The following is a 23,670-nucleotide window of genomic DNA, read 5'->3' on the forward strand; positions in this document are numbered from 1 at the left end:
AACCAGCCACCCGGACGCCGCGCACCCGGGGGCCGCCGCGACGACACTGGACCCCTGGTGCCGCACCGTCCGGCCGCTGGAGGTACCCCCTGTCGACCGACCTCGTCCCGACCGACCGGGACACCCCGTTCGGCCGGGTGCACAGCCGCTCGGTGGGCCGGCCGCGCGGCGGCGTCGCCGAGGTCGTCGTGGTCCAGGGCATCGGCGTGTCCGACTACCTCGTCCCCGGGCTGCGCGCTCTGGGGACGTGGACCCGTGCCCACCTGGTCGAGCTGCCCGGCTTCTCCGGCAGCGGCGAGCCGCCGCACGAGCTCGACGTCGTCGAGTTCGGGGACGCCGTGGTGGCCTGGCTGGCGGCCGCCGGGCTGGACCGGGTGGTCCTGGCCGGGCACTCCGGTGGCACGCAGGTCGCCGCGCGGGCGGCGCTCCGCCGGCCGGCCGGCGTGCGGGGCCTGGTGCTGGCCGGCCCGACCGTCGACCCGCGCTACCGCAGCCTCGGCGGCGTGCTGCGGGCCTGGTACCGCAACCACCGCCTGGAGCCGCCGGACCTCGACGAGGCCCACCGGCCGGAACGGCAGCGGGCCGGCACCCGCCGCATCGTGCACGCCCTCCGGGTGCACCTGACCGACCGCCTCGAGGACGTCGTCCCCCGGGTGCCGGTCCCGGTGCTGGTGCTGCACGGCGCCGACGACCGGCTGTGCACCGAGGAGTGGGCCCGCGCGTTGACCGGCCGTGCCCGGGACGGCCGGTTCGCGTCCGTGCCCGGCGCGCACAGCTTCGTGTGGACCGCGCCGGCCGCCTGGTCCGACCCGATCCGCGCCCTCGCCGAGGAGGCCGGCTGACCCGCTCGGTCAGCCCAGGAGGTCCACGGCCTCCCGGGCCAGCTCGGGCGGCACGCCGTGGCCGCCGTCGAACTCCCGGTAGGTGACGTCGTACCCGTCGTCGCGGAGGGCGGGCACGATCTCCCGGCTGGTGCGGTCGATCGGCAGCACGTCGTCGGCGGTCCCGTGGGACACGAACACCACCGGCCGGCCGGTGCGCGGCCCCGGGGGCACGAACCCCGGCGAGAACGCCAGCACCCGCCGGAACAGCCGGCCGTTGGCCAGCCCGAGGCCCAGCGCGTAGGACCCGCCGTCGGAGAAGCCGGCGACGGCGATCCGCCCGGGATCGACCGGGACGGTCCCGAGGACGGCGGCCAGCGCCCGGTCGAGCACGGCCACGTCAGGCCCGTAGCCCCGGGAGACGGCGTCCCAGGTCGCGCCGCGGGAGGCCGGCGCGAGGAGCAGCAGCCCCCGCTCGTCGGCCGGCCCGCGCAGCAGCCCGAGCCCGGCCTCGGCGTCGCCGCCCGCCCCGTGCAGGACGACGACCAGCGGGGCGGGCCCGGGGACCCCGGCCGCCGGGACGTGCAGCAGGGGGTCGCGGGTCTCCTCCAGCCCGAGCGGGCGGGTGCCCGGGAGCGGCGGCGGCCCGGTGGGCCGGGCGGTCGGGCGCGCGGTCAGGACGGCCGGGTCCCCGGCCTCCGGCGTCGCGGTGGGCGACCGCACGCCGCACCCGGCCAGCAGTCCGGCGCCGGCGGCCCCCAGCACCTGGCGGCGGGTGGGCACGGCCCCCCGGTACCCGGGGTCCGGCGGGCAGGCACGCCGGGCGACCTGACAGCATCGGCCGCGTGCGGCGACGGGGGGCGGACGAGCTCCCCCGCGAGGTCGGCGTCCTGGCCGTCGTCGCCTTCGTCGTCGCGCTGGGCTTCGGCATCGTCGCGCCGGCCATCCCCCTGTTCGCCCGCTCCTTCGGCGTGGGGACGACGGCCGTCGGCCTGGCCGTGAGCGCGTTCGCCTTCTTCCGCTTCGTCTCCGCGTTCGGCGGGGGCTCGCTGGTCGAGCGGCTCGGGGAACGGCTGGTCCTCGCCGCCGGGCTGGTGCTGGTCGCGCTGACCACCGGCCTGGCCGGGCTGGCGACGTCGTTCCCGGTCTTCCTGGTGCTGCGCGCCGCGGGCGGGATCGGCAGCGCCATGTTCACCGTGGCCGCGCTGGCGCTGCTGCTGCGGGTGTCGCCGCCGACGCACCGGGGCCGGGCGGCGGCCACCTACCAGGGCGGGTTCATCCTCGGCGGCATCGCCGGGCCCGCGGCCGGCGGCCTGCTCACCACCCTGTCCCCGCGGCTGCCGTTCCTCCTCTACGCCGGGTTCCTGCTGGTGGCCGGCGCGGTGGCGATGGTGCTGCTGCGGTCCCCCGACGACGAGGGCGTCGGCGTGGCGGTCGCGGCGCCCGACCTGTCCGACCGGCCGCTGCCGCTGCGGGCCGCGCTGCGCTCCCGGGCCTACGTCGCGGCGCTGGTGGCCAACCTGGGCATCGGCTGGGTGCTCTTCGGCGTCCGCAACTCGCTGGTCCCCCTCTACGTGACCGAGGAGCTCGGCCGGACCGCGGCCTGGGCCGGGGCCGGGCTGCTGGCCGGGTCGGCGGCGCAGGCGCTGGGTCTGCTGCGCTCGGGCCGGCTGGCCGACACCTGGGGCCGCCGGCCGAGCCTGGTGCTGGGCGCGGCGGTCGGGACCGCGGCGATGGCGGTCCTGGTGCTGCCGCCCGCGACCGGGGCGTTCCTGCTGTCGATGGCCACCTACGGGCTGGCCGCCTCGCTGCTGGCCAGCGTGCCGGCGGCCCTGGTCGGCGACGTGAGCCCGGCCCGCGGCGGCCGGGTCGTGGCGGTGTTCCAGATGTCGGCCGACCTCGGCGCGGTCGCGGGCCCACTGGTGGCCGGCTGGCTCACCGACGTCGCCTCCTACCAGGTGGCCTTCGCGGTCAGCACCGCGGTGGTGGCCGCGGGGCTGGTCGCCGCGCTGGCCATCCCGCGGTCGGCGCCGCCCGCCGGGCGCTGACCCGGCCGGGCTCCGGTCAGCCCTGCGGCTCGGCCTCCTGGCCCATCGCCTCGTCGACCGACGTCTCCCCGCCGGTGCGGCCGCCGCCCTCCCGCGCGGGGTCCTGGCCCACGCTGGCGTGCGAGCCCTCGTCCTCGGTGCCCGGCTGGGTCCCCGGCTGTTCGCCCGGATCGGTGCCGCCCACGACCGCCTCCTCGTCCCGTTCGGCCCGCCCGTCCGGCGGAGCCGTGCCGACGGCTCCCCGGTGCCCGCCCGGGGCCGCCGCCACACGCGCCGCCGCGGACGTCAGCCCGCCGGGACCGGCGCGGGCACGGCGGGTGCGTCCCAGTCGACCGAGTGGGCCCGCATCCAGGCCGTCGGGTCGCGGTGGCGCAGCACCAGCGGCATCACCAGGTCGCGGACGAGACGGCCCACGGCCGGGGGCGACTTGGCGCTGCTGGTGGCGAAGCCCTGCGCGACGACCCGCTCCGCGCGCGCCCGGCGCAGGCCGACGAAGGTCCGCAGCGCCTCGCCGACGGGCAGGTCGCGCAGGCAGCGGGCGAGCACGACGGCGTCCTCCACCGCCAGCGACGAGCCCTGCCCGGCCGCCGGCGACGTCGCGTGCGCGGCGTCCCCGACCAGCACCGTGCGCCCGCGGTGCCAGTGGTCCACGCGGGGGACGTCGTGGGTGGTCCACCCGCGCAGCGGACCGGGCGTGGCCTCCACCAGCGCCACCAGCGGCGACCGGTCGCCGCGGTGCAGGTCGTAGAGGCCAGCCCGCCACTGCAGGTCGGAGGTGCCGGCGACCTCCTCCGGCGACGGCTCCGCGGACAACGGCGGATTGGCGAACCACCAGGTCCCGCCGGTGGGCGCGGCGAGGTAGCCGGCGAAGCCGCGCCGGCCGAAGACCATGGTCAGCCGGCCGACCTCGGCGTCGTCGGGTGTGTGCTCGGAGTACCCGGCGGTGTTGAGAACGGGCACGAAGCGGGGCGGCGGGCAGCCGGGGTCGACCAGCGCCCGCACCGTCGACCGGACGCCGTCCGCGCCGACGAGCAGGTCGGCCGTCTCGGTGCGGCCGTCGGCGAACTGCGCGGTGACGCCGGAGCCGGTGTCCTCCGCGCCGGTCAGCCGGGAGCCGTAGCGGACCTCGATGCCGCGGCGCAGCGCCTCGGCGTGCAGGGCCCGGTAGAGGTCCGAGCGCCGCAGCGAGATGCCCGGCGGCCGCCCGGGGTCCCCGGTGGGGAGGACGCCGAGCACCCGGCCGGCCGCGTTGCGGAACTCGATCACGGGCGTGGGGAACCCCGCGGTGCGGACGGCGTCCTCGGCGTCGATCGCCCGCAGCGCGTCGAGGCCGTTGACCTGGACGCCGAGCCACGCGCCGACGTCCCCGGCCGGCGCGGGGTGCGCCTCGTGCACCGTCGCCTCGATGCCGGCCCGCTGCAGCGCCATGGCCGCCACCGGGCCGGCGACCCCGCCGCCGACGACGATCGCCCGTGTCATCCCCCGCACCTCCGGTCCGGCGCCCGCCACCGGGCGCGTACCGGCATCCCCTCACACGGCGCGGCCGGATCCAAGCCCTCCGTGCGCAGCCGGTGTCCGGCGGCGCGCCGCTCTGCCAGCATCGGCGCATGACCGGTCTGCAGCCCGCCACGCTCAGCGACGTCGCGATCCCGGCGGCACCGGACGGGACACCCGGGCTGCGGGGTGTCCTCGGCGTCCCGGAGGGGCCCGGTCCCTGGCCGGGGGTGGTGCTGCTGCACGAGGCCTTCGGGATCGACGGCGTCATGCGCCGGCAGGTGCAGCGGATGGCCGACGCCGGCTACCTGGCGCTGATGCCGGACCTGTTCACCGACGGCGGCGCCCGGCGCAGCCTGGTGCCGACCTTCAAGGCGGTCGCCGCCGGGCGTGGGCGCCCGTTCGCCGACGTCGAGGCGACCCGCGCGCACCTGGCCGCGATGCCCGGCTGCACCGGCCGGCTGGGCGTGCTGGGGTCCAGCGTCGGCGGGGGTCTGGCCCTGCACGTGGCCGCCCGCGGCTTCGACGCGGCCGCGGTCTTCTACGCGCGGCTGCCGGCGGACCCGCACACCGCGCTCCTCGGGTCCTGTCCCGTCGTCGCGGCCTACGGCGGCGCGGACCCGGGCCTGCGCGGCACCGCCGCGGAACTCGGGACCGTGCTCACCCGGCTCGGGGTCCGGCACGACGTGCGGGAGTACCCCGGCGTCGGCCACGGGTTCCTGCACGACGCGCCGGTCGGCCCGCGGCCGCTGCGCCCGCTGCTGCGGAACGTGCTGCGGATCCGGCCGGACGCGGCGGCCGCGGCCGACACCTGGGCCCGTACCGGCGCCTGGTTCGACGAGCACCTCAGGGGCTGACCCCCGCCGCGGCCAGCACCTCGCGGGCCCGCGCCTCGATCCCCGCCGGCGGCAGGTCGGTGTCGCGCAGTTCGGCGTACGCCTGCTCCAGCAGCGCGTTGGGGGCGACGAACTCCAGGGCGATGCCGTCGGGGTCGCGGAAGTTCAGGTGCCACCCGAGGGGCATCTCCCGGACCGGCGTGTACGTCGCGCCCAGCGCCGCCAGCTGCGCCTCCCGGGCCGCCAGCTCCTCTCGGGAAGCGGCGGCGAACCCGAGGTGGTCCAGCCCGGTGCGGGTCTCGTCGAAGCGCCCGCCGCCGGCACCGTGGCGGGCCAGCGAGAGAGTGAAGCCGCTGGCCGGGTGCACCAGCACGCGGACGTCCCCGAAGTCGGCGAGCCGGACCAGGTCCAGGACCGCGCAGTAGAACCGCTGGCTGCGGTCGAGGTCGGTCACCGTCAGGGTCAGGTGGTCGACCGCCGGGGCGGTCACCGGGGCCTCCGGCGCGGCAGCAGCCGCGGGTCCAGCGGCGCTCCGAACCAGGCGGCGATCCACCTCAGCTGGGCCTCGCGCGGCGTTAGGCTGCGCCCCGGTGTCGTGGTCATGGCGTCCTCCCGATGGGCTCCTGCCGGACGAGCGTGCGGCCGGCGGGCAGGCCGTCGCGTCGGGGGAAACCCCCGACCTGGTCGGCCGGACGGCGGAGCTGGCGCGCATCGAGCGGCTCCTCGACGACGCCCGGTCGGGCCGGTCGGGGCTGCTGGTCGTCGAGGGCGAGGCCGGCGTCGGCAAGACCGCGCTGCTGCGGGCCGCGGCCGCGCGCGCCACCGGGTCCACCCTGCTGCAGGCGCGCGGGATCGAGTCGGAGGCGACGCTCCCCCACGCCGTCCTGCTGGAGCTGCTCGGCCCGCTGCGCCCCCTGCTGGCCGGGGTCCCGCCGGGTCAGGCGGCGGCCCTCGCGGCGGCGCTGGGCTGGGGCCCGCCCGACGTCCCGGGCGAGCGGCACCTGGTCGGGGCCGGCACCCTCTCGCTGCTGGCCGCGGCCGCGGCGGCCACGTCCCTGCTGGTCCTGGTCGACGACCTCCAGTGGGCCGACGCCGAGTCCGCGGCCGCGCTGCTGTTCGCCGCCCGCCGGATGCACGGGGACCGGGTCGCGGTCGTGGTCTCCCGGCGGCCGTCCCCGGACCCGGTGCCCGGTGCCGACCTGCTCCCGGTGGGGGCACTGCCCGCCGAGGAGGCCCGCACGCTGCTCGCCGGTCGGGTGGCCCCCGCCGTGGCGCGCCGGCTCGCCGACCGCGTCGGCGGCATCCCGCTCGCGCTCCTGGAGGTGGCCGCGGCGCTCTCCCCGGCGCAGCGTGCGGGCACCGAGCCACTGCCCGCGGACCTGCCCACCGGCCCGGCGCTGGCCGGGGCGTTCGACCCGGAGCTGGCCGCGCTGCCGCCCGGGGCGCGGGAGGCGGTGCTGCTGCTGGCCGCGGCGTACGACGGCAACGCCGCCACGGTGGCCGCGGCGCTCGCCCGCACGGGCACCGACCCCGCCGCGGCGCTGGACGCCGCCGAGCAGCGCGGCGTCGTCGTGCGCACCGGCGACGCCCTGGACTTCCGGCACCCGCTGCTGCGCAGCCTCGTGTGGCGCCGGGCCTCCCCCGCCGACCGCCGCCGCGCCCACCACCTGCTCGCCGAGACCGCGCGCAGCGGCGACGACGTCGCCCGCACCTGGCACCGCGCGCTCGCCGCCGCCGGACCGGACGAGGCGCTGGCCGGCGAGCTGGCGGTGGTCGCCGGCCGGGCGCGCGGCCGCCGCGGGCTCGCCGCCTCCTCGGCGGCCCTCGAGCGGGCCGCGGCACTGACCGGCGACGCCGCCCGGGCCGCGGCGCTGCTCGCCGCGGCCGTGCGCGACGCCGCCGACGGCGGGGACGCCGCCCGCGCCCGCGCGCTGGCGGGCGAGGTGCTGCGCGGTGCGGCTCCCCCTGGGGTGCGCGCCGAGGTGCTGCACGTGCTCGGCCGGGTCGAGCAGGACACCGGCTCGGTGCCCGCCGCGCACGACCTGCTCCGGGCCGCTGCGGAGACCGCGGAGGGCCGCACCGCCGCCTGGGTGCTCACCGACCTCGCCGTCGTGCAGCACCGGCTCGGCGACGTGGCGGGGATGCAGGCGACGGCGCGGCGGATCACCGCGGCCGCGGGGACCGGCGACCCCCTGCAGCGGGTGCTGGCGGCGTGGGTCACCGGGATCGCCGCCCTGCACGTCGGCGACCCCGACCGCGGCCGGCCGCACCTCCGGGCGGCGGTGGAGGGCATGGAGGCCGACCCGGAGCTGCGCGCCGAGCCCCGGCTGCTGCCCCTGCTCGTCCTCGCGCTGGGCTGGCTGGCCGACCCGCTGGCCGCCGTCCCCGTCGTCGAGCGCCGCCTCCGCGAGGCCCGCACCCTCGGCGCCCTCGGGGTGCTGGTGAGCGTGCTGTCGATGACCGCCCACGGCCGGGCCGAGATGCTCGGGGACCACGCGGGCGCCTACGCCGACGCCGGGGAGGCCGTCGAGCTCGCCGAGCAGCTCGGCTACGTCGCCGACGCCGCCCCCGCCCTGGAGCTGCTCGCGTGGGAGGCCGCCGCCCGCGGCCGGCACGACGAGGCGGCGGCGTACCTCGACCGCGCCCGCGCCCTCGTCACCCGGGCCGGCACCGCCGCGGTGGCGGCCCACCTCACGGTCAACGAGGCGTTCTGCGCCCTGTGCCGCGGTGACCTGGCCGCCGTCGCGCGGCTGCTGGAGGCACGGCTGGCCGCCGACGGCGGGGTCGGCCCGCTCGGCGAGCCGCTCGGCGTGGCGCCGGTGCTGGTCGAGGCCTGGGCGGGGTTGGGTCGGGTCGCCGAGGCCGCGGAGCTGGCCGCCGAGTACGAGCGGGTGTCGCGGTCACCGCTGCCGCCGACCGCCGCGCTGGTGGCGCGCTGCCGGGCCCTGGCCTGCCCGGACGACGACGAGGCCACCGCGCTGTTCGAGCGGGCGCTGGCCGCCCACGCCGCGGCCCCGGACGCCTTCGAGACCCCGCACACCCGGCTGCTGTTCGGCGAGCGGCTGCGCCGGTCGGGCCGCCGCACCCGCGCCCGCGAGGAGCTGGCCGCGGCCGCGGACGCGTTCGCCGCCCTGGACCTGGTGCACTGGGCGCGGCGGGCGGAGGAGGAGCTGCGGGCCACCGGGCGGACCGCGCGGCCCCGCCGTCCGCTGCCGGAGGAGCCGCTCACCGCGCAGGAGACGCGGATCGCGCTCCTCGCGGCGCAGGGGGCGTCGAACCGGGAGATCGCCGCGGAGCTGTTCCTCAGCCCGAAGACCGTGGAGCACCACCTGACCAGCGTCTACCGCAAGCGCGGGCTGCGGTCCCGGGTGCAGCTGGCCCGGCTGGTCCCCCCTGGCGGCTGAGCGGCCCGCCCACCCGGCTCGGGCGTCGTCTCGGGCGGCGTCGTCCCGGGCGGCGTCGGCTCAGGCGGCGTCGTCCCGGCCGGCCAGCCGGTCGACGAACCGGTCGAGCGGACGCGGCTGCTCGCCCGGCGCCAGCGGCGCCGGCGGGGTGAGCACCCAGAGGACGGCGTAGAGCACCAGGCCGACGCCGCCGGCGAGGGTCAGCGCCACGAACGCGGCCCGCCACAGCACGGTGTCGATGCCGGTGTGGGCGGCGAGGCCGGTGCTGACGCCGCCGAGCATCGCGCCGGAGCGGACGCGGCGGAGTTCGGGACGGGAGGTGGTGGAGGGGATCGATGTCATGCCACGAGCCTCCCGGGAGCGGCCGCGGCGGGGTATCCGGCGACGCCCGGACCGGTCCCTGGTCCTCGGCGTCCGGGGATCCCCCGACCCGCCCCACCCGCGTGCCGGGACGGCGCAGCGGGCACACTCCGTGCATGGCGGACGCTCGCGGCAGCGGGGCGCCGACCGGCGGGCCGGCCGCGCGCTCCGGGTCGAGCGACGCCACGTCCCCGCACCACCTCTCGCTCCGGGAGTGGTGGCACGTCCTCGGCCGGTCCGCCCGGCAGGCGTTCGGCGAGCGGCTGATGGTGCAGGTCTCGGCGGTCGCCTTCTTCGCCCTGCTGTCGATCGCCCCGGTGCTGGTGACCGCGCTGTCGATCTACGGCGCCGTCAACACCCCGGAGCAGGCCCTCGACCAGCTGTCGGACATGGCCGAGGTGCTGCCCGACGACCTCGAACCCCTCGTCGCCGACCAGCTCACCAGCATCACCACCGCCTCCGGCCAGGTGCTCACCTGGCGGGGGATCAGCGGCCTGGTGGCGGCCCTGTGGACGGCGACGACCGCCGCCACCTACCTCGTCGACGCGCTGACCCTGGCCTACGACGAGCAGGAGACCCGGGGCTTCCTCCGGCGCAGCGGGCTCGGGCTGGCCGTGGTGCTGGGCGGGGCCGCGCTCCTGGGCGGGGTGATCGCCGGCGCCACCCTGCTGTCGTCGGTGGTCGCCGGGGCACCCGGACCGGTCCGCGCCGTCGAACCCGTCCTGCTCTGGCTCGGTCTGGCCGGGCTCATGGTGGTCGTGCTCGCCGTCCTCTACCGGATCGGCCCCGACCGGCGGCAGGCGCGCTGGCGGTGGATCAGCGGGGGCGCGGTGCTCGCGACGGTCCTCTGGCTGGCGACGTCGGCGGCGCTGTTCGGCTACGTGCAGAGCCTCGGGGACTACACGGCCACCTACGGCTCCCTGGCCGGCGTGGCCATCAGCATGGTGTGGCTGTGGCTCAGCGTCTTCCTGGTCGTCCTGGGCGCGGTGGTGAACGCCGAGGCCGAGCGGCAGACCGAGCGCGACTCGACCATCGGGCCCGAGCGCCCCCGGGGTGAGCGGGGTGCGGTGGTGGCCGACGACGCCCCGCCCTTCCCGCGCGACCCCTGACGACGGCGACCCGAGCGCGCAGTTGCGGTCGGCGACACGCGCCGACACGCCGTCCCGAGCGGCGGCAACCGCTCACTCGACGGCGCGGAGGGCTCAGGCGTCGGCCACCTTCGGCGCCACCTCGGTGCCCAGCAGCTCGATGCCGCGCAGCAGGTCGGCGTGCGCCAGCCGCGGGTTGGTCATCTGGATCGACACCCGGTCGACGCCGCCGAGCTGCCCGGACACGCGCACCAGCTTCTCGGCGACGGTGTCGGGGTCGCCCAGGAAGAACGCCCCGTCGGGCCCGCTGGTGGCGTCGAACCGCGCCCGGCTGGGCGGGGGGAACCCGCGCTCCCGGGAGACCTTGGCGAACATCTCGTGCCAGCCGGGGTAGATCGTGTCCGCGGCGGCCTCGGTGCTCTCGGCGACGAAGCCGAACACGTGCAGGCCCACCTTCAGGTCCTCGGGCCGGTGCCCGGCCCGCTCGCCGGCCTGCCGGTACAGGTCGACCAGCGGCGCGAACTGCCGCGGCTCGCCGCCGATGATCGCGACCATCAGCGGCAGGCCGAGCACCCCGGCGCGCACGAAGGACAGCGGCGTGCCGCCGACGCCGACCCAGACCGGCAGCGGGTCCTGCAGCGGCCGGGGGTACACGCCCTGCCCGGTGAGCGCCGGCCGGTGCCGGCCGGACCAGGTGACCTGCTCCGAGGCCCGGATCCGCAGCAGCAGGTCGAGCTTCTCGTCGAACAACTCGTCGTAGTCGGCGAGGGAGAGGCCGAAGAGCGGGAACGCCTCGGTGAACGAGCCCCGGCCCACGACGAGGTCGATGCGGCCGCGGCTGATCAGGTCGAGGGTGGCGAACTGCTGGAAGACCCGGACCGGGTCGGCGGCCGACAGCACGGTGACCGCGCTGCCCAGCCGGATCCGGGAGGTCCGGGCGGCCGCCGCGGCCAGGATCACCGGCGGCGCGGAGTCGTAGTACTCGGGCCGGTGGTGCTCCCCGATGCCGAAGGAGTGCAGCCCCACCCGGTCGGCGGTCTCGATCTCCTCCAGCAGGTCGGCCATCCGCTCCTCCGGTCCCACGGCGCGACCGGTGGCCGGGTCGGTCACCGCCGCCACGAAGCTGTCGATGCCCAGGTGCACGGCGGTCCTCCTGCGGGGTGGGAGCGGGTCGTCGAGCGTTCAACCACCAGTGAACCGCACGGCGCGGCGGCTGGGGACGACGACGCCCCTCGGGCCGGGAGGCCGGAGGGGCGTCGGGAGTGGTTCAGGCCGCCGAGGCGGTCTGCGCGGGGGTGTCCCCCGTCCCGCGGGGACGGGGCGCCGCGCCCTCACCGCGCCGGGCCCGCAGGCCGGCGAGGTGCCAGGAGGTGCAGTCGGGGCAGCTGGCGATCCAGACGTGCCGGGGGTGACGGTGACAGACGGCGCGATCGGCCATCGAGCTGGTCATGGTGCGGGTACTCCCTGCCGCGGCGCTGCCGCGGCTCGTGACTCGTGGGACGGCTGGTGCAACACGGACGGGGCGGTCGCCCATCCGGGTGTGCGGGAGGACACGCACCGACGCCTGCACCTGCACGTTCGGCGAGATGTGACGATCACGACCTCACCCTTTGGCGTCGGGACACTGCCGTCCGACCACGCTGAGTGCCGATCCTGGGCGCATGTCCGCTCGACTCGTCGCGGCCGGCACCGTCGCCGGTCAGCAGCCGTGGCCCCGGGAGACGCCCGCCCAGGACGGCCCGTGGTGGCGCTCGGCCGTCGTCTACCAGGTGTACCTGCGCTCGTTCGCCGACGGCGACGGCGACGGCATCGGTGACCTGGCCGGCCTGCGCGCCCGCCTGCCCTACCTGTCGTGGCTGGGCGTGGACGCGCTGTGGATCAACCCGCACTACCCCTCGGGCGGCGCGGACGGCGGCTACGACGTCACCGACTACCGGGCGGTGGACCCCGAGTACGGCGACGTGTCCGACGTCGAGGCGCTGGTCGCCGACGCGCGACGGCTGGGCCTGCGCGTGGTGCTCGACGTCGTCCCCAACCACACCTCCGACCAGCACCCGTGGTTCCAGGCGGCGCTGGCCGACCCGGACTGCCCCGAGGCGTCCCGGTACCACTTCGCCCCGCCGTCGGAGCAGCCGCCGAACAACTGGCGATCGCTGTTCGGCGGGCCGGCGTGGTCGCGGACCGCCGACGGCCGCTGGTACCTGCACCTGTTCGCCCCCGAGCAGCCCGACCTCAACTGGCGCGACCCCGCCGTCGCCGAGGACTTCGAGCGGACCCTGCGCTTCTGGCTCGACCGGGGCGTGAGCGGCTTCCGGGTCGACGTCGCCTACGGCCTCTACAAGGACGCCGGCCTGCGGGACAACCCCGGCGAGTACTCCCCCACGCTGTTCGGCCACGGCCCCGAGCAGGCGATGACGTGGAACCAGCCCGAGGTGCACGACGTGTGGCGCCGCTGGCGGTCGATCTGCGACGAGTACCCGGACACCATGCTGGTCGGCGAGGTCTGCCTGGCCGACCTCGACGAGGTCGCGCTGTACTCGCGGCCCGACGAGATGCACCAGTCGCTGTCCTTCCGGCTGCTCAAGTCGCGGTGGGAGACCCCCGCCTTCGCCGAGGCGATCGGCAGCGCGCTGGAGGCCTTCGGTCGGGTCGGCGCCCCGGTCAGCTGGGTGCTGGGCAACCACGACAAGGACCGCATGGTCACCCGCTTCGGCGGCGGCGAGACCGGCCTGGCCCGCGCCCGCGCGGCGGCCCTGCTGCTGCTGTCGCTGCCCGGCTCGGCCTACGTCTACGCCGGCGACGAGCTCGGCCTGCCGCAGGCGCACGTGCCCGACGAGTGCAAGCAGGACCCGATCTTCCACCGCAGCGGTGGCGCGCGGGCCGGCCGCGACGGCTGCCGCGTGCCGATGCCGTGGAACGCCACCACCGGCGTCGGCTTCTCCCGCGACCGCTCGGCCAGGCCGTGGCTGCCGGTGCCCGCGGAGTGGAAGCGGCACGCCGTCTCCCGGCAGACCCGCGAGTCCGGCTCGGTGCTGCACCTGTACCGCCAGGCGCTGGCCGTGCGCGCCGAGCACCCCGCGCTGGGGACCGGCGAGGCCACCGTGAGCACCCGCGGCGACGTGCTGACCGTCCGGTGCACCGGCGGCGGCCGCACGGTGCGCTGCGTGGTCAACATGGGCGCCGAGCCGGTGCTGGTCCGCTCGCGCGGGCAGGTGCTGCTCGAGTCGGGCCCGGGCGTGCACTCCTCGGCCCGCTCGGTGGCCCTGCCGCCCGACACCGCCGTCTGGATCGCTGAAGACTGAGGGGGTGCGCCCCCGACGCTGCCCCTGCGGATCCGGCCTGGCCTACGCCGAGTGCTGCGGCCGGCTGCACGACGGGACGGCGACCGCGGCGACCGCCGAGCAGTTGATGCGGTCGCGCTACAGCGCCTTCGCCGTCGGCGACCCGGCCTACCTCCTCGCCACCTGGGACCCCGCCACCCGGCCGCGCACGCTGGACCTCGACCCGGGGGTGCGCTGGATCGGGCTGGAGGTGCTGGGGACGACCGGCGGCGGGCTGTTCGACGCCGAGGGCACGGTCACCTTCCGCGCGTCCGCCCGGGCCGGCGGGGAGCGGCACGTGCAGGGCGAGCGCAGCCGGTTCCGCCGCGTCGGCGGCCGCTGGGTCTACGTCGACGGCGACCCGGCCTGACGCGCCGGCAGCCAGCGCTCCAGCCAGCCGAGCGTCAGCTCGACGACGTGGCGCAGGGCGCCCGGCTCGGGGAACAGGTGGGTCGCGCCGGGGACGACGGCCAGCTCGTGCACCGCCCGCAGGCGCGCGGTGGCCGCGCGGTTGAGCTCGAGCACGCGCTCGTCGGCCCCGCCCACGATCAGCAGCGTCGGCGCCCGCAGCCGCTCCAGCGCCTCCCAGGCCAGGTCGGGACGGCCGCCGCGGGAGACCACCGCCACGACGCGGTCGGGACGGTCGGCCGCCGTGACGACCGCGGCGGCGGCCCCGGTGCTGGCGCCGAAGGTGGCCAGCGGGAGCCCGGCGGTGCCCGGCGCGCCGCCCAGCCAGTCGGCGGCGGCGGTCAGCCGGCCGCCGAGCAGCCGGACGTCGAAGCGCAGTTCCCGCGTGCGGGCGTCGACCTCCTCCTCGGCAGCCGTGAGCAGGTCCAGCAGCAGGGTGCCGAGGTCCGCCCGCTGCAGCGCGGCGGCCACCTCCCGGTTGCGGGGACTGTGCCGACTGCTGCCGCTGCCGTGCGCGAAGAGGACCACCCCGCGGGCACCGGGCGGCACGGTGAGGTCACCGGCCAGCACCGTCCCGGCTGCGGGCAGTTCAACCGGTCCCCCGGCGCGCATCGACGTCCCTCCTCGGGCGACGGACTCCGTCCTCCCGGGTACCCAGACCCGCCCGGACCGACGCGCACCCCCGGCCTGGCGCCCCGACCGGGGGTGTGGTGGTCTGCCGCCGTGCCCCCCGCCGACCTCGACGTCCTGGTGGCGGGGAGTGGTCCCGCGGGCCTGTCCGCCGCGGCCGCGTGCGCCGCGGCGGGCCTGCGGACGGCGCTGGTCACCCCGTCGCTGCGCGCCTGGCCGGCCACCTACTGCCTGTGGGCCGACGAGCTCGACGCCGCGGCCGGGCCGCTCGGCCTCGACCCGGCCGCCGCCGCGGCGCGGTACGCCCCCACCGTCGTCCGCACCGCAGCGGGCGGCGAGCGGCGGCTCGCGCGCGGCTACGCCCGGCTGCGCAACGACGTCGTGCACGCCGCGCTGCTCGACCGGTTCCGGGCGGCCGGCGGGACGGTGGTCACCGGCCGCGTGACGGCCGTCGAGCGCGGGGAGGTCACCGTCCTCGCCGACGGCGGGCGGCTGGCCGCGCGGGTGGTCCTCGACGCCCGCGGCGGCGGGCCGGGGACGGCGCAGCAGCGGGCCTGGGGTGAGGTGGTGGCCGGTCCGGTCCCCGACCTCGTGCCGCCCGGCGGCGCGCTGCTCATGGACTGGACGGCGCTGGCCGCACCCGGTGCGCCACCGGCGTTCCTCTACGGGCTCCCCCTCGACGACGGCACCGTGCTGCTCGAGGCCACCTCCCTCGCCGCCCGGCCGCCGCTGCCGCTGCCCGGCCTGCGGGACCGGCTGGCCGCGCTGCTCGCCGCGCACGGCCTGCGCCCGGCCGGGGCCGCCGAGCGGGTGGCGATCCCGCTCGACGCGCCGTCCCGCGGCGGCGGTCCGGGCACGCCGCTGGGTGCGGCCGCCGGGCTGGTGCACCCGGCCACCGGCTACAGCGTGGCCGCGTCGCTGCGGCTGGGCCCCCGGGTGGCCGCCTCGCTCACCGGCGGGGGCGGCCCGGCCGCGGCCCGGCGGGCGGTGCGCGCGGCCCGGCCCCGGGCGACGGCGGCGCTGCTCGGCCTGGGCCTGGAGGTGCTGCTGCCGCTGGACACCGCCGCCACCGACGCCTTCTTCGCCGCGTTCTTCACCCTGCCCGAGCGGGCGTGGGCGGCCTACCTCGACGTCGGGTCGCCCCCGCCGGCGGTCGCCGGGGCGATGGCGCGGGTGTTCGCCGCCCTCTCCCCCGCGCAGCGCGCCCGGCTGCTGGGCCGCGTCGCGCGGGGGGTGCCCCGGCTCAGGCGGGCGCGGGCGGCGGGGTCGGCTCGATGACGGCGGCGTGCTCGGGCAGCACGCCGGTGCGCTTGCGCTGGCGCAGCAGGTACCAGGCCAGCCCCACCGCGACGATCGCACCGATGAACAGCGGCGCGGCCCACTGCAGGTACCAGTGCTGCGGGCCGGTGGCGTTGTAGATCTCGCGCCGCGGCCAGGCCAGGTTCACCGCCATGCCGGCGCCCCACAGGACGGCGAGCAGGTTGACCGGCAGCCCCCAGCGCCCGAGCGAGAACCGCCCGGCCGGCGCCGGTGCCGGCCAGCGACCGCGCAGCCGGGCGACCAGCATCGGCCCGGTCACCAGCAGGTAGGCCAGGTAGATCATCACCACGGCCATGCTGGTCAGGGCGGTGAACACCTGCGGCTGGCGGACGTTGAGCAGCAGCACGCCCACCGCGAGCGTGCCGACGACGACGGCGGGCACGACCGGCGTCCGCCGCCGCGGGTCGACGTGGGCCAGCCGGGCGCTGGCCGGCAGCACGTTGTCGCGGGCCATGGCGAAGGTCATCCGGATGGCCGCGGTGTGCACCGCCAGGCAGCACACGGTGACCGCGACGACGATGCAGACGAGGAACGCCCGGCCCAGCCCCGTGCCGGCCACCGAGAGCAGGACGTACTGCAGGCCGCCGCCGCCCGAGGACAGCGCCGGGTCGGTGAGGGAGGGGGCGGCCATGAGGCCGAAGAGCAGGATCAGCCCGCCGAGCACGAACGACGCGGTGATCGCCCGGATGATCGCCCGGGGCGCGGTGCGGCCGGGGTCCTTCGTCTCCTCGCCCAGCGAGCTGGCGGTGTCGAAGCCGTACATGACGTAGCCCGAGGCGAGCGCGGCGACCAGGAAGGCGCCGAGGTAGCCCAGCGGCTGCCCCTCGCCACGGCCGCCGGTGTCGAACAGGACGTCCTGCGGCCCGCGGGTGATCGCCAGCGCCAGGACGACGACGATCAGCACCGCCGCGACCAGCTCGATGAACACCCCGGCGCTGTTGATGCGGGACATCAGCCGCACGCCGAAGGCGTTGACCAGCGTGGTGAACGTGATGAGCAGACCGCCCAGCAGCACGGCGTTGACGGCGACGTCGTAGGTGCCGGTGCCGTCGCCGACGACCTGGAAGCCCGACCACAGCTGCGGCAGCGTGATCTGGTAGGCCAGCGCGGTCGCGGCGAGGGTCACGATCGAGGCGGTGAGCATCACCCAGCCGGCCAGCCACGACGTCGTCGCGCTGCCCAGCCGCTTGGTCCAGTTGTAGAGCGACCCGGCCACCGGGTAGCGGGCGGCGAGCTCGGCGAAGCACAGCGCCACCATCAGCTGCCCGGCGAAGACCAGCGGCCAGGACCAGACGTAGGCCGGCCCGCCGGCGCCGAACCCGAAGTAGAAGAGCTGGAACGTGCCGGTGAGGATCGAGATGTAGCTGACGCCGGCCGCGAAGCTGGAGAACCGGCCGATGCTGCGGTCCAGGTGCTGTCGGTAGCCGAACTCCGCGAGGTGGGGGTCGCCGTCGTCCGAGGGGGGCACGTCGAGGGGCCTTTCCGGTGAGTGAGGTGCTGGGCCGCACCACTCTCGCCGACGGCGCGGTCCCCGGCGAACCGGGACCGCGCCCGGTTACCCTCCCCGCCGATGAGCACCTCCCGGCCCGGCCCCGGCCCCCTGGCCGGGATGCTGCGGCAGTGGCGCGAGCGGGCCGCGCTCAGCCAGGAGGAGCTCGCCGCCCGGGCGGGCCTGACCGCCAAGGCCGTGAGCGCGCTCGAGCGCGGGGAGCGGCGCCGCCCGTACCCGCACACCCTCCGCGCGCTGGCCGACGCACTGGCCCTCGACGACGCCGACCGCGCGGCCCTGACCGCGGCCGCGCGTCCCGGCGGACCGGCGCCCGCCGAGACCGGGAGCGCGCGGGACCTCCCCGTCCTCCCGACGCCGCTGGTCGGCCGGGACGCGGAGCTGGCCGAGGTCGGCGGGCTGCTGCGGTCGGGCGCGACCCGGCTGCTCACGCTCACCGGCCCCGGCGGCGTCGGCAAGACGACGCTGGCACTGGCCGCGGCACGGGCGCTGGCCCCGCACTTCCCCGACGGCGTCGCCGTCGTCGAGCTCGCGCCGGTGCGCGAGGCCCGGCTGGTGCTGCCCGAGCTGGCCCGCGCGCTGGGCGGGCAGCGGCCGGCCGGGCCGGTGGCCGACGCCGTCGCCGCGCGGCTGGGCGCCCGCCGGCACCTGGTCGTCCTGGACAACGCCGAGCACGTCCTCGACGCGGCACCGGAGGTCGCCGGCCTGCTGGCCCGCTGCCCGGGGCTCGCCGTGCTGGCCACCAGCCGCGCGCCCCTGCGGGTGCGGGCCGAGCGCGAGTACCCGCTCGGCCCGCTGCGGGTCCCGGCGCGCGCGGACGCCGCGACCGTCGCCGCCTCCCCCGCCGCGCGGCTCTTCCTCGACCGGGCGGCCGCCGCCGGCCGCAGGGTCGCCCTCGACGACGCCGCGGCCGCCGCCGTCGCCGCGATCTGCCGCCGCCTCGACGGGCTCCCGCTGGCCCTGGAGCTGGCCGCGGCGCACGCCCGCTACCTGCCGCCGTCGGCGCTGCTCGGCCGGCTCGACGACGCCCTGGGCGCCGGCCGCTCGCGGGACCTGCCCGAGCGGCAGCGCACGATGCGCGCCGCGCTCGACTGGAGCCACGAGCTGCTCACCGCCGGCGAGCAGGCGCTGCTGCGGCGGCTCGCGGTGTTCGCGGGCGGGTTCGACCTGGGCGCGGCGCGGGCGGTGGCCGGCGGCGACGACGTCGTCCCGGAGCTGGGCGGCCTGGTGGAGCAGTCGCTGGTGGTGGTCGAGGACGGGCCCGAGGCCAGGTACCGGCTGCTCGAGCCGGTCCGCCAGTACGCCGCGGCCCGGCTCGCGGCCTCCGGCGAGGCCGACGCCGTCGCCGGCCGGGCCACCGCCGCCGTCCTCGACCTCGCGGCCGGTGCCCGCGACGGGCTGACCGGGCCGGAGCAGGGGCCGTGGCTGGACCGGCTCGAGCGCGACCACGGCAACCTCGCCGCCGCCCTCGGCCGCCTGGTGGCGGACGGGCGCGTGGCCGACGTCGCCCGGCTCACCGAGGCGACGTGGCTGTACTGGGCGGTGCGCGGCGGCGCCGCCGAGGGGCTGGGCTGGGTGGCGCAGGTGTCCCCGGCCGGGCTGGCCCCCGACGACGCCGCCCGGCTGCTGCTCGGGCTCGCCGCGCTGCGCTACGCGTCGGGCGACATCCCGGGAACCCGGGCGGCCGCCTCCGACGCCGCGGGCGCCGCCGCCGACGCCGGGGCCGCGGACCTGCGGGCGCTCGCGCTGGTGCTCACCGGGTCGGCCGCCGTCTTCCTCGGGGACCTCGACGCCGCCGCCGTCGACCTCGACGAGGCGGAGCGCCGGGCGGACGACACCGGTCAGGCGTGGGCGCGGGCGCACGCGGTGACCGCGCGCGGGCAGCTGCTGCTGCAGGCCGGCGACCTCGGCGGGGGCACCGCCGAGCTCGCCCGCGCCGAGCGGTTGGCCCGCGAGCTGGGCAGCCCGTTCACGCTGGCCACGGTGCTCAACGTGCAGGCCTCGCTCGCCCAGCTGGCCGGCGACGAGGACACCGCGCTGGCCCGGTGGACCGAGGCCGCGGACCTGGCCGCGGAGGTCCGCACCACCTGGACGCTGGCGTACACGCTGCCGGGGCTGGCCGTCGTCGCGGCCCGCCGCGGGTCGCCGGAGCTGGCGGCGCGGCTGTTCGCCGCGGGCTCGGCGACGGCGGAGGCCGCGTCGGTGGCGGTGGCCTTCCCGCCCGACCTGGAGCTGGTCCGCGTGGTGCTGCCGGAGGTGCGCGCGACGCTGGGCGAGGAGGCGTTCGGGCGGGCCTGGGACGCCGGCCGGCTGCTGCGCCCGGAGGACGTCCCGGCCCTGGCCCGCGGGATCAGCGGGTCCCCCGGACGCGGCTGACGTAGCGCCGGTACTGCCGGGCGAAGACGGTCCGCAGCAGGACGCGGACGGGGAACGGGACGACGCCGAGCATCATCTCCCGCTCCTCCGGGCTGCACTCCTCGACGAGCGCGCCGAACAGGATCGGCAGGTCCTTCTTCGCCATCACCTCCTGCCCGTGCTCCCCCAGCCGCGCCCACTCCGCCTGCGTGACGTGCCGCTCGGCGAGCGGGAGGATCTCCCGCTCCTCCTCCGCCAGGTGCACGAGCAGGACCTCGCGGAGCGCGTCGATCGAGCCGGCGACCTCCTCGGCGACGGCCGGCCGGGCCTCGACCTCCCAGCGGTCCAGCGCGGGGCCGAGCCGCTCGATGAGGTGCTCGACCTGCTCGTGCTGGGCCTCCATGCGGTGCACGACCTCGGCGTCGGGCGGGCAGCGCTCGAGCAGCGTCGGCCACAGGTACTCGTCCTCACCGGTGTGGTGCAGGTGCAGGCCCTGCAGCACCAGGCGGGCGTGCCCGGCGAGGACGGCGGCGCGGTCGGTGTCGCCCGGCACGACGGCGCGCACCAGCTCGGGCAGCAGCCGGAACTCGCGGCGGAAGGCGCGGTGGACGACGTACATGTCGCGGACGTCGGCCATCGGGACGGGGGCGGGAGCGGTGTTCGTCATGGCGTCGAGCCTGTCGGCGGCCGTCGGCACGTCCCACCCACAGCGGCCCCACACCTCTCCCACACTCCACGGTGTCCGTGCTGGTCAGGACCCCGTTCCTGTCGTACCCCCGGGCTAGCGTCCGGGACGTGTTCGAGGGCTACGGGGTCGGGCTGGCGGTGGCGGAGGTGCCGCGGCCGCCCGCTGCGGCGTCTGCCCACGAGGACGGCGCCCGGCCCTTCCGGTTGACCGACGTGCTGCAGGTCGGCACCTGGGCACCGGCCACGCAGGCCCTCGAGCTGGGCCGCATCCAGGACGTCCGCTCGGCGCTGGCCGCCTACGAGGTGGCCCTGATCGCCGAGCTGGCCGGCGCCCGGGCCGACTTCTTCGACCCCGGTGACGACCGCCCCGGTCGGGAGCGCCCGGCCTCGTGGTCGGAGGGCGGCCTGGCCGGGATGGGTGAGTTCACCGTCGACGAGGTGGCCCAACTGCTGCGCTGCTCGGTCACCGAGGCCAGCGTGCGGTGCGAGATCGCGCTGCTGCTCACCCGGCACCTCACCGCGACCTGGGCGGCGCTCGCCGACGGCCTCGTCGACTGGTCACGGGCCCGGGCGATCGCCGCGGAGCTGTCCGAGCCGGTCCGCCGCGGTGACCCCGCACGGGTGGTCGCCGCGGTCGAGGCCGCCGTGCTGCCCGGTGCGATGGACCTCGGCGTGCGCGCGCTGCGGGCCGCCGTGCGCCGGGAGTTGGTCCGGCTCGACGCCGGGGCGGCCGAACGGCGGCGGCGGGAGGCCCGGCAGTCGGCGGACGTCCGGGTCCGGCCGGTCGGCGACGGCATGTCCGAACTGGTGACCCTGCTGCCACACGAGGACGCCTGCGCCGTCCGCGACACCCTCGACCGCCACGCCCGGCTGGCCGCCGACGCCGGCGCCACCGCCCCGCTGGGGGTGCTGCGCGCCGGGGTGCTCACCGATCTCGTGCTGCGCCCATGGGACACCACGCGCCCGGCGGTGACCGCGCACGTGACCGTGTCGGCACCGCTCCCGGCCCTGGCCGGGACCCCGGGCGCGGACCCGGCCGAGATCGACGGCGAGCCGATCACCGCCGCCCACCTGCGCGAGGTCCTCGCCCAGCTCGACGCAGCCTGCCCAGGCGGACTACGCGCCCCGGCCGGCGGCTGCCTGGACGTCGCGCTCACCGACCCACGCACCGGCGCCCTGCGCGCCGTGGTCCCCGCAGGTGAACTGGTCAGGCTCGCCCGCCGCGGCTGCACCGACCACCCTGGTCCGGTCTGCCGGTGCACACTGCTGCGCCGACCGGCGGAGGTCGACGGCTACCGGCCCAGCCGACCTCAGCGGCGGTTCGTCGCCACCCGGGACCGCACCTGCCGCATGCCCGGCTGCAGTCGACCGGCCGCCTCGACCGACCTCGACCACGTGGCCCCCCACGGCCGCGGCGGGCTCACCGACTGCACGAACCTCTGCTGTCTGTGCGAACGGCACCACCGGCTGAAGACCCACGCCCGCGGGTGGGCCTTCGCGATGGACGACGACGGCGTCCTGACCGTCACCACACCCAGCGGCGTCACCCGGGTGACGCGACCGCCGGGTCTCCGCCGACCGGCTTCGGACGAACCCCCGCCGTTCTGAGCCGCCCGGGTCGACAAGACGACGACTCGACGTGCGGACACCTCGACGTGCGGACACCTCGACGTGCGGACACCTCGACGTGGCGACGGGTCGACGACTCGACCTGTCGCCACGTCGAGGGAGAGTGCCCGGACTCAGTGCTCCGACGCGTGGTGCCGGAACCGCCGCCACGGGTGCCGTTTGGCGGGCGGGGGCTCGGCGGGCGGCAGCTCGGCCTGCGGCAGGTCGGCGGAGGCCGACGCGACCGGCTCGCGGGCGGGCGGCGCGGCCGTCGCCTGCTCCGGGGGCCGGCGGGCGCCCGACCGGGTCCGGTCGGCGAGCCGCTCGCGGCTGAGCTGGTGCTGCAGGCCCAGCGGGTCGCACCGCGAGCCGCGCGCGGCGACGTCGTGCTGCGCCTCCCACTGCGCGATCAGCTTCTCCTCCGGCGACATGTCCCGGTACCGGCCCTCACCGGGCGGCGGCGTGCTGGACCTCGTCATGGCGCTCCCTCCGTGCACGGCAGGCCGGGTCCAGTGCACGCCGCACCACCGGCCGGCGGGAGGGTCGGAGGTCCCTGCGCACCGCCGGGCTCAGACCTCCTCGGTCTCCAGCTCCCCCGCCGAGCGCTGCACCAGGCCCACGACGACCACCAGCGACACCAGGGCGGCCAGGGCACCGATCACCACCCACGCCGGCAACTCGAGCAGCGCGTCGAGCGCGGCCACCACCGCGGCCACCAGCGGCCACCACCACCCGTGTCGTACCCGTCCCGTCATCGCCGACGCGGTGAGGCTGGCCGAGACGAGGTAGGCCGCCACCCCACCGGCGACCAGCAGCCTGGTCCCGGCCGGCACCTCACCGGCGGCGGCCTCCACCACGGCGAGCTCCAGACCCGCGCCCACCGACGCGAGCGCGAGCGTCAGCGGCAGGTGCCCGAAGACGTAGACGTCGTGGGAGTGCGCGCCGTTGGACTCCCCGGCCTCGCCCAGCAGCTTCTTCGCCCGCGCGCCGGCGAGGTCGAAGTAGCTCCACCACAGCGCCACGGCGAGCACGAACCCCAGGAGGGCCACCGGCAGCGCGGCGGCCGACCACTTCGCGTCGTAGAGCCCGTGGGCGACGGCGGCCACCGGCTCGCCGAGCACGAGGATGACGAACAGCGCGAACCGCTCGGGCAGGTGCTCGACGTGCAGCGGCACGTCGGCCGAGGACCGCGTCGCGAGCAGCGGCACCAGCGCCTCGACCAGGACCGCGGCCGCCCACAGCGCGTACGCGGCCGGCCGGGGGACCGCCAGCGACACCGCCCACAGCACCGCACCGGCGCCCGCGCCGAGCAGGTACAGCCGGGTGATCGGTCGCGCCTCGGGGACGTGCACGTGCGCCCGGCGGTACTGCAGGAGCAGCAGCACCCGCAGCAGGACGTGGCAGAGCACGAAGACGGTGAACCGCTCCCCCGTCGCCTCCGACGCCGACGCCGCCAGCCCCACGACGGCGGCCATGCTGGCGAGCTTGTACAGCCGGTAGACGACGTCGTCGTGGTCGAAGCGGTTGGCGTAGAGCGTCGAGCTCACCCACGACCACCAGACGGTGGCGAACAGGCCCGCGAAGACGGCGAACCCGTGCACGGTCACGTCCTCGCGCAGCGCGATCGCCAGCTCGGCGACCACCAGGACGAACGCGAGGTCGAAGAACAGCTCCAGTCGCGAGGCGGAGCGGTGGTCGTCGGTGCGCAGCCGCGGCGGCCGGACGGCGTCGCCGCCGCGGCCGCCGAAGAAGGTCCGGACGCCGGCCATGGAACTCCCCCCGTA

21 protein-coding genes are annotated in these 23,670 nt (G+C 77.9%); 10 read left to right on the top strand and 11 right to left on the bottom strand.

The features are described 5' to 3' along the window. Positions 1-137: 137 nt before the first annotated feature. A complete protein-coding gene (locus ACI79O_RS00215; protein WP_456885739.1) occupies positions 138-842 on the top strand; it encodes an alpha/beta fold hydrolase in 705 nt (234 codons plus the stop codon). 9 nt (positions 843-851) lie between these two features. Here the strand turns inward: ACI79O_RS00215 and ACI79O_RS00220 are convergent, their stop codons facing one another. Further along, a complete protein-coding gene (locus ACI79O_RS00220; RefSeq protein ID WP_456885740.1) occupies positions 852-1,604 on the bottom strand; it encodes an alpha/beta hydrolase in 753 nt (250 codons plus the stop codon). A 62-nt stretch (positions 1,605-1,666) separates the two neighbouring features. Here ACI79O_RS00220 and ACI79O_RS00225 point away from each other — a divergent pair, with 62 nt between their 5' ends. Further along, entirely contained in the window at positions 1,667-2,869 is a 1,203-nt protein-coding gene (locus ACI79O_RS00225; RefSeq protein WP_456885742.1) for an MFS transporter, read from the top strand. Positions 2,870-2,885: 16 nt separating this feature from the next. Here the strand turns inward: ACI79O_RS00225 and ACI79O_RS00230 are convergent, their stop codons facing one another. Both ACI79O_RS00230 and ACI79O_RS00235 read right to left on the bottom strand, forming a co-directional pair. Then, positions 2,886-3,053: a hypothetical protein gene (locus ACI79O_RS00230; protein WP_456876157.1), complete on the bottom strand. Its 168-nt coding sequence runs from the start codon at positions 3,051-3,053 to the stop codon at positions 2,886-2,888. Positions 3,054-3,154: 101 nt separating this feature from the next. Then, positions 3,155-4,348: an FAD-dependent oxidoreductase gene (locus tag ACI79O_RS00235; protein ID WP_456913060.1), complete on the bottom strand. Its 1,194-nt coding sequence runs from the start codon at positions 4,346-4,348 to the stop codon at positions 3,155-3,157. Positions 4,349-4,476: 128 nt separating this feature from the next. On the opposite strand from ACI79O_RS00235, the gene ACI79O_RS00240 reads away from it, so the two are divergent. Beyond that, positions 4,477-5,220, top strand: coding sequence for a dienelactone hydrolase family protein (locus ACI79O_RS00240; protein WP_456913061.1), 744 nt, complete (start codon positions 4,477-4,479; stop codon positions 5,218-5,220). Here the strand turns inward: ACI79O_RS00240 and ACI79O_RS00245 are convergent. Next, entirely contained in the window at positions 5,210-5,689 is a 480-nt protein-coding gene (locus ACI79O_RS00245) for a VOC family protein (protein ID WP_456885745.1), read from the bottom strand. The two genes, ACI79O_RS00240 and ACI79O_RS00245, sit on opposite strands and share 11 nt — an antisense overlap. Before the next feature lie 100 nt (positions 5,690-5,789). On the opposite strand from ACI79O_RS00245, the gene ACI79O_RS00250 reads away from it, so the two are divergent. After that, complete coding sequence (locus ACI79O_RS00250) at positions 5,790-8,603, top strand: AAA family ATPase (RefSeq protein ID WP_456913062.1); 2,814 nt, start codon at positions 5,790-5,792, stop codon at positions 8,601-8,603. 60 nt (positions 8,604-8,663) lie between these two features. Here ACI79O_RS00250 and ACI79O_RS00255 read toward each other — a convergent pair whose 3' ends face one another. Beyond that, positions 8,664-8,945 (bottom strand): PspC domain-containing protein, encoded by a 282-nt coding sequence (locus ACI79O_RS00255; RefSeq protein WP_456913063.1) that lies wholly within the window; start codon positions 8,943-8,945, stop codon positions 8,664-8,666. A 134-nt stretch (positions 8,946-9,079) separates the two neighbouring features. Between ACI79O_RS00255 and ACI79O_RS00260 the strand changes: the two genes are divergently transcribed. Next, positions 9,080-10,072: a YihY/virulence factor BrkB family protein gene (locus ACI79O_RS00260; protein ID WP_456877363.1), complete on the top strand. Its 993-nt coding sequence runs from the start codon at positions 9,080-9,082 to the stop codon at positions 10,070-10,072. Positions 10,073-10,165: 93 nt separating this feature from the next. Here ACI79O_RS00260 and ACI79O_RS00265 read toward each other — a convergent pair whose 3' ends face one another. Beyond that, positions 10,166-11,194: an LLM class flavin-dependent oxidoreductase gene (locus ACI79O_RS00265; RefSeq protein ID WP_456885748.1), complete on the bottom strand. Its 1,029-nt coding sequence runs from the start codon at positions 11,192-11,194 to the stop codon at positions 10,166-10,168. Positions 11,195-11,712: 518 nt separating this feature from the next. Here ACI79O_RS00265 and ACI79O_RS00270 point away from each other — a divergent pair. Both ACI79O_RS00270 and ACI79O_RS00275 read left to right on the top strand, forming a co-directional pair. Further along, entirely contained in the window at positions 11,713-13,353 is a 1,641-nt protein-coding gene (locus ACI79O_RS00270) for an alpha-amylase family glycosyl hydrolase (RefSeq protein ID WP_456885749.1), read from the top strand. 4 nt (positions 13,354-13,357) lie between these two features. After that, entirely contained in the window at positions 13,358-13,741 is a 384-nt protein-coding gene (locus ACI79O_RS00275; RefSeq protein ID WP_456913064.1) for a YchJ family protein, read from the top strand. Here the strand turns inward: ACI79O_RS00275 and ACI79O_RS00280 are convergent. After that, the gene (locus ACI79O_RS00280; protein ID WP_456913065.1) at positions 13,717-14,391 is read right to left on the bottom strand and encodes a dienelactone hydrolase family protein; all 675 of its coding nucleotides are present in this window, start codon (positions 14,389-14,391) and stop codon (positions 13,717-13,719) included. The genes ACI79O_RS00275 and ACI79O_RS00280 overlap by 25 nt on opposite strands. Positions 14,392-14,502: 111 nt before the next feature. On the opposite strand from ACI79O_RS00280, the gene ACI79O_RS00285 reads away from it, so the two are divergent. After that, the gene (locus tag ACI79O_RS00285; protein WP_456885755.1) at positions 14,503-15,687 is read left to right on the top strand and encodes a lycopene cyclase family protein; all 1,185 of its coding nucleotides are present in this window, start codon (positions 14,503-14,505) and stop codon (positions 15,685-15,687) included. Here the strand turns inward: ACI79O_RS00285 and ACI79O_RS00290 are convergent. Beyond that, a complete protein-coding gene (locus ACI79O_RS00290) occupies positions 15,653-17,197 on the bottom strand; it encodes an APC family permease (RefSeq protein WP_456885756.1) in 1,545 nt (514 codons plus the stop codon). The genes ACI79O_RS00285 and ACI79O_RS00290 overlap by 35 nt on opposite strands. Positions 17,198-17,299: 102 nt before the next feature. Between ACI79O_RS00290 and ACI79O_RS00295 the strand changes: the two genes are divergently transcribed. Further along, on the top strand, positions 17,300-19,612 hold the full coding sequence (locus tag ACI79O_RS00295) for an ATP-binding protein (protein WP_456913066.1): 2,313 nt from the start codon (positions 17,300-17,302) through the stop codon (positions 19,610-19,612). Here ACI79O_RS00295 and ACI79O_RS00300 read toward each other — a convergent pair. Continuing rightward, positions 19,587-20,258: a hemerythrin domain-containing protein gene (locus ACI79O_RS00300; RefSeq protein WP_456913067.1), complete on the bottom strand. Its 672-nt coding sequence runs from the start codon at positions 20,256-20,258 to the stop codon at positions 19,587-19,589. The two genes, ACI79O_RS00295 and ACI79O_RS00300, sit on opposite strands and share 26 nt — an antisense overlap. A gap of 128 nt (positions 20,259-20,386) precedes the next feature. Between ACI79O_RS00300 and ACI79O_RS00305 the strand changes: the two genes are divergently transcribed. Continuing rightward, entirely contained in the window at positions 20,387-21,886 is a 1,500-nt protein-coding gene (locus tag ACI79O_RS00305) for a DUF222 domain-containing protein (protein ID WP_456913068.1), read from the top strand. Between the two features lie 134 nt (positions 21,887-22,020). On the opposite strand, the gene ACI79O_RS00310 is transcribed toward ACI79O_RS00305, so the two are convergent. Both ACI79O_RS00310 and ACI79O_RS00315 read right to left on the bottom strand, forming a co-directional pair. Then, positions 22,021-22,365: a hypothetical protein gene (locus ACI79O_RS00310; protein WP_456913069.1), complete on the bottom strand. Its 345-nt coding sequence runs from the start codon at positions 22,363-22,365 to the stop codon at positions 22,021-22,023. 90 nt (positions 22,366-22,455) lie between these two features. Beyond that, positions 22,456-23,655, bottom strand: a complete 1,200-nt coding sequence (locus ACI79O_RS00315) for a low temperature requirement protein A (protein ID WP_456885767.1) — start codon at positions 23,653-23,655, stop codon at positions 22,456-22,458. Positions 23,656-23,670 lie beyond the last annotated feature (15 nt).

The organism is Geodermatophilus sp. SYSU D00696 (assembly GCF_054050235.1).